This window comes from Thermomicrobiales bacterium (assembly GCA_023954495.1).
Classification (GTDB): Bacteria; Chloroflexota; Chloroflexia; order Thermomicrobiales; family CFX8; genus JAMLIA01.
The window spans coordinates 1-12884 of sequence record JAMLIA010000088.1; the positions used below are offsets into that span (position 1 = coordinate 1).

General features: G+C 61.1%; 13 protein-coding genes. 12 read left to right on the top strand and 1 reads right to left on the bottom strand.

Going from position 1 to position 12884, the window contains the following annotated elements:
* The 4 genes from M9890_13520 to M9890_13535 form a co-directional block, all read left to right on the top strand.
* On the top strand, nt 1-213 hold a 213-nt coding region (locus tag M9890_13520), incomplete at its 5' end, for a hypothetical protein (GenBank protein MCO5177971.1).
* 109 nt (nt 214-322) lie between these two features.
* Nucleotides 323-1048: an ABC transporter permease gene (locus M9890_13525; protein ID MCO5177972.1), complete on the top strand. Its 726-nt coding sequence runs from the start codon at nt 323-325 to the stop codon at nt 1046-1048.
* 120 nt (nt 1049-1168) lie between these two features.
* A complete protein-coding gene (gene lgt / locus M9890_13530) occupies nt 1169-2002 on the top strand; it encodes a prolipoprotein diacylglyceryl transferase (protein ID MCO5177973.1) in 834 nt (277 codons plus the stop codon).
* Nucleotides 2003-2318: 316 nt separating this feature from the next.
* On the top strand, nt 2319-2855 hold the full coding sequence (locus tag M9890_13535; protein MCO5177974.1) for a sigma-70 family RNA polymerase sigma factor: 537 nt from the start codon (nt 2319-2321) through the stop codon (nt 2853-2855).
* Between the two features lie 15 nt (nt 2856-2870).
* Here the strand turns inward: M9890_13535 and M9890_13540 are convergent, their stop codons facing one another.
* Entirely contained in the window at nt 2871-3437 is a 567-nt protein-coding gene (locus tag M9890_13540) for a hypothetical protein (GenBank protein ID MCO5177975.1), read from the bottom strand.
* Between the two features lies 1 nt (nt 3438).
* Here M9890_13540 and M9890_13545 point away from each other — a divergent pair, with 1 nt between their 5' ends.
* From M9890_13545 to M9890_13580, 8 genes are all read left to right on the top strand, one after another.
* On the top strand, nt 3439-3720 hold the full coding sequence (locus tag M9890_13545; GenBank protein MCO5177976.1) for an anti-sigma factor: 282 nt from the start codon (nt 3439-3441) through the stop codon (nt 3718-3720).
* A gap of 398 nt (nt 3721-4118) precedes the next feature.
* Nucleotides 4119-5876, top strand: coding sequence for an ABC transporter substrate-binding protein (locus tag M9890_13550; protein MCO5177977.1), 1758 nt, complete (start codon nt 4119-4121; stop codon nt 5874-5876).
* Between the two features lie 75 nt (nt 5877-5951).
* On the top strand, nt 5952-6887 hold the full coding sequence (locus M9890_13555; GenBank protein MCO5177978.1) for an ABC transporter permease: 936 nt from the start codon (nt 5952-5954) through the stop codon (nt 6885-6887).
* 22 nt (nt 6888-6909) lie between these two features.
* Nucleotides 6910-7830, top strand: a complete 921-nt coding sequence (locus M9890_13560; GenBank protein MCO5177979.1) for an ABC transporter permease — start codon at nt 6910-6912, stop codon at nt 7828-7830.
* Nucleotides 7831-8745: 915 nt separating this feature from the next.
* Nucleotides 8746-9384, top strand: coding sequence for a hypothetical protein (locus M9890_13565; protein MCO5177980.1), 639 nt, complete (start codon nt 8746-8748; stop codon nt 9382-9384).
* 190 nt (nt 9385-9574) lie between these two features.
* Nucleotides 9575-10192, top strand: coding sequence for an RNA polymerase sigma factor (locus M9890_13570; protein MCO5177981.1), 618 nt, complete (start codon nt 9575-9577; stop codon nt 10190-10192).
* A complete protein-coding gene (locus M9890_13575) occupies nt 10189-11007 on the top strand; it encodes a hypothetical protein (protein ID MCO5177982.1) in 819 nt (272 codons plus the stop codon). The genes M9890_13570 and M9890_13575 overlap by 4 nt, the downstream gene beginning before the upstream one ends.
* A 451-nt stretch (nt 11008-11458) precedes the next feature.
* On the top strand, nt 11459-12884 hold a 1426-nt coding region (locus M9890_13580), incomplete at its 3' end, for a heavy metal translocating P-type ATPase (protein ID MCO5177983.1).

Consider the following 12884-nt stretch of genomic DNA (forward strand, 5'->3'; position numbering starts at 1 on the left):
GAGATCACCGGCGACAACGTGCGCATCCAGCGCGCGGTGCTGGAGCAGGCGCAGAAGTGGCAGCAGCCGCCGACCGATCACCCACTGGGCTGGACCGACCCGGAAGCCTGGCAGAATACGCAGGATCTGCTGCAATCCGTCGGCGTTGTTGACGCACCGATCGACCCCGAGGCGCTGTTTACCAATGAGTTTGTGGAGCAAGCCGGACAGTAGCATCGCTGCCGATGGCCGCCCTGCGGCGGCTGCCGCTCCACGCCGTGTTCGACGACGACGCAGGCGCACTCTGGCGCGTCCTGCGTCGCGTCGTCGCTGGCAGCTGTGGATGCCGCTGGTCGGTGTGCTGCTGGCGCTGGGATTCTGGCAACTGCTGTGGATGCGCCACACCATCCCGGCCTACATGCTGCCGTCGCCCGCATCGGTCGGCGAGAAGTGGTGGCTGCTCTATCGCAACGGTGTGCTCTGGCATCACACCAGCGTCACGCTGAAGGAGGCGCTGCTCGGGTTTGCCGTTGCGTTCGTTGTCGGCGTCGGTCTTGGCTATCCGCTGGCGCGCTTCGATACGTTCGATGCGCTGTTCGGCCCCTACGTCGCCGTCTCGCAGGCAATGCCGGTGATCGCGTTCGCGCCATTGCTGGTTGTCTGGTTCGGGTTGGGGCTGCTGCCGAAGGTCATTATCTGCGCGCTGATCGTCTTCTTCCCGATCCTCATTAACACCGTCGTCGGGCTGCGCTCGATCGACCCGACGCTGATCGAAGCGACCTGGAGCCTGGGTGGCAACGGCTGGCAGACCTTGCTCTACGTCGAAATCCCGCTGATGCTGCGACCGTTGCTGGGCGGGATCAAGATGGGGCTGACCCTCTCAATGACCGGCGCAATGGTGGGAGAGTTTGTCTCATCCAGCGCCGGACTCGGCTACATGATGACGCTCGGTCGCACTGCCTACGATATCCCGATGGTCTATGTCGCGGCGCTGATGATGTCGCTGGTCGCCACACTCGGCTACCTCGGCGTCAGCCTGCTGGAACGGCTCCTTATCACCTGGGAGTAACGTTTCGTTGCCCCGAATGTGCCGTCGGCGGCTACACTTCGCCTGCATGCGACGGCAAGATGACCTCACCGTCTCCCTCGCCCGCAGCCTACGAGTCGGCTTTGAACAGGGAAGAGGCCAATGCGCATCCACATCGGTATGGATCCGAACCTCGTCACGATCGGTCCGTTCGTGCTGGCGTGGCACGGTCTCCTCACGGTCCTTGCCATCTTCGTCGCTGTCTGGTTCGTTGAGCGCGGCATGCGCGAACGCAACATCTCGGTGGCAGGCTTCGACTCGTTCGTCCTGATCGCGATTGCCGGCGGCATCATCGGCGCGCGCGTGTTCTACCTGATCGATCATTTCGGGTTCTACATCGACAATCCGGGTGAGGCGATCAAGATCAACGAGGGCGGGCTGGCTATCTATGGCGCGGTGATCGGTGGCTTCATCACCGTCGCGATCCTGTGCAAGCTGCGCTCGTATCCGTTCCTGCGCATGATCGACATCATCGCGCCGGGGTTGGTGATTGCGCAGGCCATTGGCCGCATCGGCTGCGCGATCAACGGCGATGCCTGGGGTGCCGAGACTGACTGGCCGTTTGCGTTCGTCTATACCAACCCGGATGCCATCATCCCGAATCGGCTGCTGAACGTCCCGACGCACCCGTATCCGGTCTACGACATGATCATGTGCCTCGGCATCTTTGCCATCATCTGGCCGTTGCGCAAGCGTGGTTTGCCGGGCGGAGCGATCTTCGCCACCTACGCGCTGCTATACGGCGTCACGCGCTTCATTATCTCGTACGTACGCGAGGAACGCGTCTGGTTCTGGGGCCTGCAGGAGGCGCAAGTCGTCTCGCTCGCCGTCATCCTCGTCTCGAGCATCGCCCTCATCTGGCTGCTGCGTCGGCCGGCTGATGATATCGAGGCCAATGTCGCGTCCGTACAGTCTGACGTAGCCGTCAGCGAGTAGGCCGACATAACTTCCTGAGCACGTTCCGGGTTGTAGTGTTGCTACGAACAATCGTCCGAAGCGAGCGTTATCAGGTCGCTTCGTATAATGGGTGCATCCTGATATGTCACGCACGCCTGTTCAGACGAAGCGAGATCAGCATTATGCGGGTATCGCCATCCCGGTACATCCTGAAAGCGCATCGCCGCCGTATAGTGAAGTGCTATCCAGAATTCGGCAACGCGAGGCTCCGTTGAGTGAGCGGAACCGCCGGATGGAGATAGCGTCGGGTGGCGCCGATCAACCCTCGTCCGTTGAGCCAGCGGATGAGGTGCTGGTGAGCCGCGTGTGTGAAGGCGACACGGCGGCTCTGGAAGCGCTCTATAGCCGGTACGCGCGGGTGGTCTATTCGTTTGCTGTGCGTATCGTCGGCGATGGAGCGACTGCGGAAGAGATCCTGCAAGAGGCGTTCGTACGAACCTGGCGACAGGCGGAGACGTATCGCACCGTCCGTGGAACCTTTGCCAGCTGGTTATTGAGCATCACCCATAACCTGGCGATTGACGAGCTGCGCCGCCGTCAGCGGCGACCGCAACGAGTCGACGGCACTGACGTTCATGAAGTGATGAACGGTCTCGTCGATGACGCGGCCAATGTTGAAGAAGCCGCTGAAGCGGCGCTGCTTCGGGAACGTGTTGGCAGAGCGCTGGCAACGCTGCCCGAAGCACAACGAATCGCCATCGAGCTGGCGTTCTACCAGTCGATGTCGCAGCGAGAGATCGCAGCACATCTGGATGAGCCGCTCGGCACGATCAAAACCCGGCTCCGGCTGGGTATGCAGAAGCTGAAAGATGCACTCGCCGACGAGGCGTAGTCCGACGAGGAATCGTCAGCACAGCGAATGAGGGTATGGCCTGTGGATGCCGAGCATGATGATCTGTCCGGCATGGATGATCGAGACGACGGTCACGTCAGGGATCTGATCCCTGCCTACGCGCTCGGCGCGCTCGATCCCGATGATCGCGAGCGTGTGCGGTTGCACATCGCCGTCTGTTCTTCCTGCGCACTTGAGCTGGAAGCCTACGAAGAAACAGTCGGGCTGTTGCCCTTCGCGCCCGCCCCGCAGCCGGTGCCGTTGCGCGTTCGCGCAGCGTTGCTGGGCCGCATTGACCAGACAGTCCCGGCCCGCGCGCCGCGACCGCAGCGCCGGTTCAACTGGCAGCCGCTTGCGCCCCGACTGGCCGGCTTCGTCGTTGCTCCGGCGCTCGTATTGTTGCTGGTGATCGGCGTCATGGGCGTCCGGCTCTACAACCAGCAGCAGCGCATCGCTGAGATTCAGGCGGAGCAGGATCGGACGATGCGGACGCTGGCCGAAGCGCCGACAACCGTTGGCTCCACCTACATCGCTCGTTTGTCGGTAGCGAGACCCTGCGCCGGAGGCCAAGGCCAAGCTCATCGTGAACCGCCAGACGAACAGCGCGTTGATCGTCGCTGTCGATCTGCCGGAGCCCAAGCCGGGCGAGCACTACGTCGCCTGGATGCGCTTCCCGAACGGGAGCGACTATGCGCGCGGCGGAGAGCTGCGGGTCGATCCTGATGGTGGTCGGGCGACGCTGGTGATTGACCCGTTCGGCTGGGTAGCCAGCTACGAGGCTGTGGTGGTGACAGTTGAGGCCGACACTGAAAGTGGCGATCCAACCGGTCCCAGCCTGCTCACCGCCACGATCAGCGCGCAGTGACGCACAATTTAAGCAGTTGACGTAACACTATAAGGCAACGAGTGGCAGGTGAGAAATGTGCCGGCCGAGTCAGCAACGGCAGCATTTCTTGCGGTCATGCGTGAAGATCATGTCAGGTTGTAAAAGTGGAACGCCGTGGGAGGGTGCTTCCTTGACTTTGATACTCGCAGTCACATACCATCTCTTGCTGACTCAATGACGAGCCGGCCTCCGCACGAAACGTAAAAGCACGCAGTGTCGCGCTGTAGCGACCAACAGGCGCGTGAACGTTTCAACGACATGGGGCCGACAAATGAGAAACCGGCATGGCACCTCTGGCGACGGGCCATGCTGTTTGTGCTTACGTAACGCCATGCCGCACTTGAGGAGAGGGGTCCGGATTCGTAATGGGAGAACTGTTGAAACCTGAGGAACTGGCGGCGCAAACACTGCGCTCGCGTCTGTCGCGTCGTGGCCTGCTGCGTCGTGCTGCCGTTCTGGGCCTGGCAGCGCCGGTTGTCGGCTCGCTGCTGGCTGCCTGCGGTGGCGATGATGACGAAAGCGATTCATCGTCCGGTGGCGAGGCCACTGAGGCAACTGGTGGCTCTGAGGCGACCGAAGCGACCGGTGGCGAAGCTACCGAGTCGACTGACGAGCCTGAGGCGACTGAGGATACTGGCGGCGAAGCTGAGGCGACCGAGCCTGCTGGGGGCAGCGAGGATGTCGAGGCGACCGGCCAGATCGTCATCATTCAGGGTGTTGATGCGAACTCGCTCGATCCGCTGCTGCGGAACTCGACCCCTGAGTTCAATCTGAACCTGCACATCTACGATATGTTCCTCGCTCGAAACCCGGAGACGCTCGAGCTGGAGCCGAGCATTGTCACGTCGTGGGAGTCGGTCGACGACAACACCTGGCGTCTGGAGCTCGTCGAGGGCGCGACCTTCCACGATGGCACACCGGTCGACGCCGACGCTGCGGTCTTCACCTTCGAGCGCGCGGCGAAGGATACGGTCGGTGACAAGCCGCGTGTTCAGTCGCTGGCCAATCAGATCGGCTTCGTGAGCGCGACGGCTATCGATGCCAAGACGGTCGAGATCAAGACCGACAAGCCGGCCGCCATCTTCCCGTCGTTGCTGACCAGCTTCGAGATCTGCCCGCCGAGCTACTTCTCGGACGAATCGCCGGAGAACCTGGCCAAGATCGCCGAAACGCCGATGGGTTCCGGCCCATACAAGTTCGTCGAGTGGAAGCGTGACGACCACTTCACCTGCGAAGCGAACCCGGACTACTGGGGTGAGAAGCCGACGATCAAGACCGTCATCTTCCGGCCGGTGCCGGAGCTGTCGGCCCGTGTCGTCGCGCTGCAGAACGAAGAGGCACAGATCGTCACCAACATCGCGCCGGATGTTGCCCCGCAGATCGAGCAGAGCGACAACGCCCGCATCTCCTCGGTCACCGGTGGTCGCATCATCTTCCTTGGCTTCCGCTGCGACAAGCCGCCGTTCGACGATGTCCGCGTTCGCCAGGCGGTGAACTACGCGATCGACTTCGAGTCGATCAAGGTCGCCCTGCTGAACGGCAATGGCGAGCGCGCCTCGACGATCATCAACCCGCCACACACGCCGCCGGATGCCAAGGCCTACGAATACGATCCGGAGAAGGCCAAGGCGCTGCTGGCTGAAGCAGGCGTGCCGGAGGGCTTCGAGGTCACGATGGACGCCCCGAGCGGTCGCTACATCAAGGACGCTGAGATGGCCCAGGCCATCGCACAGAACCTTGAGGCGGTTGGCCTGAAGATCAACCTGAAGGTCCTGGAGTGGTCGGTCTACGCCGGTGAGCTGCTGCCGTCCGGTGAGCCAGATGAGATCCACTTCCTGGGCCTTGGTTCACCGTTCACCGGCGAGCAGGAGCTCTTCTACGTTCACCCGACCTACTCACTGAACTTCACCCGCTGGAATAATGAGGAGTACAACGCCCTCTACGACCAGCTCACCAACTCGCTCGACGAGGCAGAGCGCCAGGATCTGATGAACAAGATCTCGGCCATCGTCATGGACGACTGCCCGTGGGCACCGCTGTGGCACCAGGTCGACTTCTACGGCGCAAGCAAAGAGATCGAGTGGGAAGGCCGCGCTGACAGCATTGACGCCACCGAAGCGCGTTACATTGGCTAACCGGTCTGTCCGGAGCGGACTCAACACGAGTCCGCTCCGGACGCCTGTTCACGCGAGTCTGGAAGTAGGTCTTCGATGACCCGGTACATTATTCGGCGGCTCCTGCAGTCGATCCTGGTCGTCTTTGGCGTTTCCGTGCTCGTCTTCGTGATTCTGTTCCAAACGGGCGATCCTGCAATCCTGATGGCCAGCCCGGATGCGACACGGGAGGAAGTCGATCAACTGCGCCACGATCTCGGCTTTGACCGGCCGATCTATGTGCAGTATTTCGAGTTCGCATCGAAGGCGGTCCGCGGCGATTTCGGCACCTCACTGCGCCAGGGGCAGCCCGTCTTCAAGCTGATTCGCGAGCGCATGCCGGCAACACTGAAGCTGGCCTTAACTGCGTTCGTCCTCTCAGTCGTGATCTCTATCCCTGTCGGGATCATTTCAGCGACGAAGCGCAACAGTATCTGGGATAACCTCGTGATGGGCCTGGCCCTGCTTGGGCAATCGTTGCCCGTCTTCTTCCTGGGGGTTGTCCTGATATTCGTGTTTGCCGGTAAGCTGAAATGGCTGCCCTCCTATGGGCAGGGCGATGGCTCGCTGGTGAGCACCGTCAAGCATCTCATTCTGCCGTCGATCACGCTGGCGACGTTCTCGCTGGCGCGGAGTGCGCGCCTCGTCCGTTCCAGCCTGCTCGAAGTGCTCGGCCTGGACTTTGTCCGCACCGCGCGCTCGAAGGGCCTGACCGAGGCGGCCGTCACCTATCGTCACGCGCTGAAGAATGCGCTGATCCCGGTGATCACGATCTTCGGCCTGGAGTTCGGCACACTCCTCGGCGGCGCGGTCATCACCGAGACGGTGTTCTCGTGGCCTGGCATTGGGCGCATGATCATCCTGGCGATCCAGCAGCGCGATTTTCCGGTTGTTGTTGGGGCCGTGACAGTTGTTGCTGTGATCTTCGTCTTCCTGAACCTGATCGTTGACCTGCTGTACGGCGTCATCGATCCGCGGGTCCGGTACGGCTGATCGACGAGGGGTAGGGGATTCGATGGACCAGACCGCAACCGGCGCGGAACAAACCCTCGCCGCAGAGTCACAACGTTCGACCAAGCGCAAGACGCCCCGGATCATCCGGAGCCTGCTGCAGAACAAGCTGGCGCTCTTCGGTGTCGTCATGCTCTTCCTGATCGTCGTCGCTGCCGTCGGCGCACCAGTCCTTGCGCCGCATAACCCGCGCGCTGGCGTGCTGATCGATAGCAAGAAGCCGCCTGTCTGGGCGGCGAACGGTAGCTCGGAATATCTCCTCGGCACCGATGCACTGGGTCGCGATGTGCTCTCGCGTGTGCTGTATGGTGCGCGCATCTCGCTCATCGTCGGCATCGTCGCCGTTGTGATCGCGGGCGTCATCGGTATCGCACTCGGCCTGATCTCCGGCTTTTACGGTGGCAAGGTCGACGACATCATCATGCGCTTCGCCGATATTCAGCTCGCGGTGCCATTCATCCTGCTCGCGATCGCCATTCTGGCGGTGCTCGGCCAGGGCCTCGACAAGATCATCCTGACGCTGGGCATATCGGGGTGGGTCACCTACGGGCGTGTCGTTCGCGGGCAGGTGATCTCCTGGCGTGAGAAGGACTTTGTTGAGGCGGCGCGTGCGATCGGCGCGCGCAACGGCTCGATCATGTTCAAGCACATTCTGCCGAACACGTTCGCCTCGATCATCGTCATCGCCAGCTTCGCCGTTGCCAGCACGATCCTGGCTGAGGCGTCGCTCTCGTTCCTCGGCCTCGGCGTCCCGCCGGATGTGCCGACCTGGGGTGGCATGGTCGCCGCCGGCCGCGACTACATCATCACCGGCCAGTGGTGGATCTACACCTTCCCCGGCATCGCCATCATGCTGACGGTGCTCTCGATCAACGTCGTCGGCGACTGGCTGCGCGACTTCCTCGACCCACGCCTGCGGTTGTAATACCGACGCGACGTGACGAGAACGAAACGGGCTGGAGCAGCAAATGCTCCGGCCCGTTTGTGTTGCGGGATGGGACCGACTCCATTATTTCGGCACACACGTACGCGCCAGCGCTGCCCAAACGATCTGTCTCCCGTTTTCGAAATGAAGATGGATGACGCCGGATGTCCGAATTGGAAGATACAGGGCGTCCTCTATAGATAACCGTTCGCGTAAGAGCGCGGAATGTGAGAAAGGCGGGCAGTACATGGCAGACACGCCGTGTCGTGAGATTTCACGGCACCATCTGCTGATAAAGAGCAGCCGTGGTGACAGTTACCACTCCTGTCACCGCGAAGCGTCTGACCGTCCCGTATACGCTCGAACAGTAGCGGAGCGCTATCGCGGGCAACTGGCATCTATGAATCACGAACCGTATCTGCGGTCTGAAAAGAAGGGGCACAAAAATGAAGTGCCGAGCCTTTGGTGGATCAGTACGACGCGGCGCGATCACTAGCTTGTTGATCGCAACACTGTTGGCTGTCTCACTGTCACTGGCTGCTCCCGCGAAGAATGCCACGGCAAGTGGCTACAGCATCAATGCTTAAGGGGATTGTTCGCCTGGCTACCCACGGGGCGATGCCTGGCTTAACTGGTGGGGTATGGGAGGCAATCCACTAGGCAGCACGTGGGGCACGATGTTCTACAACACAGGCAGTGGTTGGACGTGGGCGACCAATGGCTATGGGAGTGACACGGGTAGCCATGGGAATGCAGTCACTCACCTGTCGAAGTCCTATCTCGCGGCTTCATGGCGAATCAACGGTGCGCACACCGCCGATTTCTTTCCGGGCACGCAGTACAGTCAGTCGTATGACTGGACGTGTTAGCAGCGTACACCGTGCTTGACGATCTCCACTTAGAAAGGGACTGACCATGACACGACAGACTGGACGCCTGATCGTGATCCTTCTCGTGACAGCGATCGGGGCGATTGCGCTGGTCGCTAGCGCGGCCGGGTCAGACGTTCTGGATATTCGTCATCCAGAGGAGCGTATCGTTTCTATGGCCGATAGCCGGGCTCCATTATCTCAAGATGAGGTGCCACTGGCTGTTCCCAGCCTTCAGTCTGGATTGGGCGAGCTTGCCTTCACGGACCAGCACGCTGGTGCCACCATCGCGACGGCAGATCAGCGTCCGGTCGGCCAGATCGTTGACCATGCGCTGGTGTCGCATGCAACCGTGCATGCTGCCTTCCCGGAGCAGTGGGTTGATGATGGCGAGATGGTCGGCTTCAACGTGCTAGCGTTCGTGCGCTATGCCACAGATGATGGCCACACTGTCGTAGTTGTGACGGCGCGTCCAACTACTGCCGTCAGAACCCATCCACTGCTCCTGGGTGATACGACAGTTGAGCTTGCCGACGGCACGTCAGCTTGGACGCTGACCGATCCATCAGAGCCAGAAACGCCAAACCAGGTGACGTTCGAGCGGAACGGTCTGCTTGTGTCGGTGGCAAGTGACCTTGGATTCGATGCATTGCGGGAGTTCGCATCACAGGTTGTTGTGAGTTAGGACCAACGTATAAGCACCTCAACCTTTACAGAGGGCGGTAGCAGTGCCGTCCTCTGTGATTCGACAGAGTTCCACATCCGCGGAATTCAGTAGTTGAACAGTCGACATCGGCTGAAGAGGTCAGCGATGGAGACGTATCGGCAATTACAGTGCACCCGATCCAATCTGACAATATGGGCAAGCGGTAATCATGATCGATAGCACCGAACACTTAACAGACGATGTCGGCGTCGAAGGAGACTTGATCACAGCGGCACGGTCCGGCTCCGCTGAAGCGTTCGATCTGCTCATGCTGCGCTATCACACTGGTGTCCGACTTTACCTTTTCCGCCTCGTCCGCGATCCCAATCAGGCGGACGACCTGGCTCAGGACGTGTTCTTCACCGTTCATCAGAAGATGCACACGCTTTCTGACGATCGCAGCTTCGTTGCCTGGCTGTACCGAATCGCGCGGAATCGCGCGATCTCGCACCTGCGTCGTCAGCGCATTCGCCAGACAATCTCGCTCGACAGCGTGCTGCCCTGGTTAGCGCATCGGAATGGTGCCGAACAAGCATCTGATGATGAGGCAGTTTGCCTGCACGATCTGATTCAGCAGGTAATCGATGAGTTGAGCTCCACTGAACGCGATGCGCTGCTCCTGCACAGCATAGCGGGATTCAACACGGCGGAGATCGCCGAGGTTCTCGGGATTAGTACCGATGCAGCTGGCCGACGTATCTCACGCGGCAAGGATCATTTCCGTCGCTTATACGCTGTACTTGTACCTGATGATGACAGATCGAAGGGGGACGATCAAGCACCATGACTGACATCTGCACGTTCCCGCACTGGAAGCTCGTTGCCTACGCTGATGGATCGCTTCACGGCGCTCAGTGGGAGATCACCGAGCTGCATCTCCGCTGCTGCCCACAGTGTCGGCAGTGGCTGGCTGAGATGCACGAGGTCGATTGCCTTATCAGTACTACCTGGCAACCGCAGCACTCTGACTTCCTGCAAGCCCGCGCGCGCTTGTACGAGCGGATTGCAGAAGCTGAGCAACGCACGACCGGACGATGGCACAGTGCCGTTACTACAGTGTTTGCGCTTCTGATCGTCGCGCTGATGATTCAGGCGTTGGTGGGTTTTAGCCCTATTGTTGAAGGTGGTAGCAGCTTTACCAGCTGGTTCACCCGCGATCACTACCAGAGCCGCGTCTATCCCGAGTTTGCGATACCGCGGTCGACGCCTGTATCTCGGCCATCGTTCGATACAGCCAGCGACCTACCATTCGGTCTGGTTCCGGACCTAGGTGCCTCTGCTGCTTCGGGCATACCAACTGCCCATGCCTATTACAGTGCCAACGGCCTGGCGATCCTTGTTGGCATCAGCGAGCGAGCGAACTCACCGATCACACTGCCGGAGTCTGGCGGCGATATGCTCCTCACCAGTGTTGCTGAGCAGGAAGTGCTCCTGTTCTTTGCTAAGACCGAGGTGGGCCGGGCCATCATCGAAATTGACTGGCTTGAAGGCGATACCCGTGTCACCATTCTCACGCTCAAGCAGCCCCCAGGCGGGATCACAGTTGCGATGGCGCTCGAACTTGTGAGCGCATTTAGAAATGCGCCGCTGAGCAGTCCATAGATCGGTAGTTCTGTTCAGATAGCGAACAAGAGGGAAGGGTGAAGATGGCGTCAATACGACAGACAAGGATGAGTCGGCGACGATTCGGCTGGTTCGGACTCAGGATAGTGGTCACTGCCCTCGGAGCTGGCGCAGCATTGCGTTCGCTTACCAGCTACGCAGAGACGAGCAATCCGCAAGCCCTCCGTGACCACTGCTACTGGGAACCCTTGGAAGAAAAAATCGTGTCTGGACACCGCTGGGTGTATCGCTGCGAGATCTGCTGCGCCGGAGGTACGTGCGAAACAGTGCAATGCGTCTGGTTCGATCTTGGGCCAGCATAGCAATGCTGGGGGTCCAATGCGCCCATCGCTTTTAGCGTGGATCGCTTGCATTGAATACCCCCTGGGGGTATAATCTCCACAGGTTCCGGTCACCGAAGCGCGGTGGCCAAGCAGTGTGGAGGATCAGGATGACGGCGACAGCGCCCGATCAGACAAGCAGCGAACCAGAGAACACAACTGATATCAGCTTCCCGGTCGAGGGCATGTTCTGCGCATCCTGTGTCCGGCGGGTTGAGCGCGCGTTGGAGAAGGTGCCGGGCGTGGCCGGGGCGAACGTCAATCTGGCGACTGAGCGCGCGTCGGTGTCGTACGACCCGGCGTCGGTTTCGCTGGATGATCTACGTGGTGCAGTCGAGAAGGCCGGTTACGGCATCCCTGCCGAAGACTTCACCTTCGATGTCGAAGGCATGACCTGCGCCTCGTGCGTGCGGCGGGTCGAACGCGCGTTGGAGAAGGTCCCTGGCGTCCAGCATGCGAATGTGAATCTGGCGACCGAGCAGGCCAGCGTCCGGCTGCTGCCGGGTGCGGCCAGTCGCGACGACCTCGTCCGCGCGATCGAGAAGGCCGGCTATGGCGTCCGCGCTCCTGCCGACGCGAGCGACGTTGAGGACGCCGAGGCGGCTGCCGAAGCACGTCAGCGCCGCGACCTGCTGGTGATGAAGATCAAGATCATCGCCGCGCTGGCGGTGAGCGCGATCCTGATGCTGCTGATGTTCTGGCCCTCGTGGCTGATCGCTCGGCCCTACGACGAGATGAAGGACATCTTCCTGCTCAGCTTCATCCTGGCGACGCCGATCCAGTTCTGGGCCGGTGCGCAGTTCTATCGCCAGGCCTGGGCGGCGGCGAAGCACTTCCAGACCAACATGTCGACGCTCGTCGTCCTCGGCACGCTGGCGGCCTGGGGCTACAGCACCTTCGCCACATTCTTCCCGCACGTCATCGAGAATTCGGGCCTGATGGCCGAGGTCTACTTCGATAGCGCCACGATCATCATCGGCCTGATCCTGCTCGGCAAGTACCTGGAGATGCGTGCCAAGGCGCAGACAACCGGCGCGATCAAGTCGCTGATGGGTCTGGCTGCCCGCACTGCGCGCGTCGTCCGTGGCACCGAAGAAGTCGATATCCCGATCGAGCAGGTCATCGTTGGCGATGTCATCCGCGTCCGACCCGGCGAGAAGGTGCCGACCGACGGCGTCATTCTCGATGGCCGCTCGGCGCTCGATGAGAGCATGCTGACCGGCGAGAGCCTGCCGGTTGAGAAGACGACCGGCGATGAGGTCATCGGCGCGACAGTCAACCGCACCGGCTCGTTCACCTTCCGCGCAACACGCGTCGGCAAGGACACCGCGCTGGCCCAGATCGTCCGCCTCGTCAGCGAGGCGCAGGGCTCGAAGGCTCCGATCCAGCGGCTGGCCGATCAGATCTCGATGTACTTCGTCCCAGCCATTATCGTGCTGGCGCTGGCGACCTTCGGCATCTGGCTGGCAGTCGGACCCGAGCCGACGTTTAACCGCGCGCTGACCGCGATGATCGCCGTCCTGATCATCGCCTGCC

What these genes read in the sequence shown, in the direction of transcription:
- M9890_13525 (MCO5177972.1), top strand. Translation starts at nt 323, where the DNA reads ATGCCGCTGGTCGGTGTGCTGCTGGCGCTGGGATTCTGGCAACTGCTG.
- lgt (MCO5177973.1), top strand. Translation starts at nt 1,169, where the DNA reads ATGCGCATCCACATCGGTATGGATCCGAACCTCGTCACGATCGGTCCG.
- M9890_13540 (MCO5177975.1), bottom strand. Translation starts at nt 3,437, where the DNA reads ATGAGCTTGGCCTTGGCCTCCGGCGCAGGGTCTCGCTACCGACAAACG.
- M9890_13555 (MCO5177978.1), top strand. Translation starts at nt 5,952, where the DNA reads ATGACCCGGTACATTATTCGGCGGCTCCTGCAGTCGATCCTGGTCGTC.
- M9890_13560 (MCO5177979.1), top strand. Translation starts at nt 6,910, where the DNA reads ATGGACCAGACCGCAACCGGCGCGGAACAAACCCTCGCCGCAGAGTCA.
- M9890_13565 (MCO5177980.1), top strand. Translation starts at nt 8,746, where the DNA reads ATGACACGACAGACTGGACGCCTGATCGTGATCCTTCTCGTGACAGCG.
- M9890_13570 (MCO5177981.1), top strand. Translation starts at nt 9,575, where the DNA reads ATGATCGATAGCACCGAACACTTAACAGACGATGTCGGCGTCGAAGGA.
- M9890_13575 (MCO5177982.1), top strand. Translation starts at nt 10,189, where the DNA reads ATGACTGACATCTGCACGTTCCCGCACTGGAAGCTCGTTGCCTACGCT.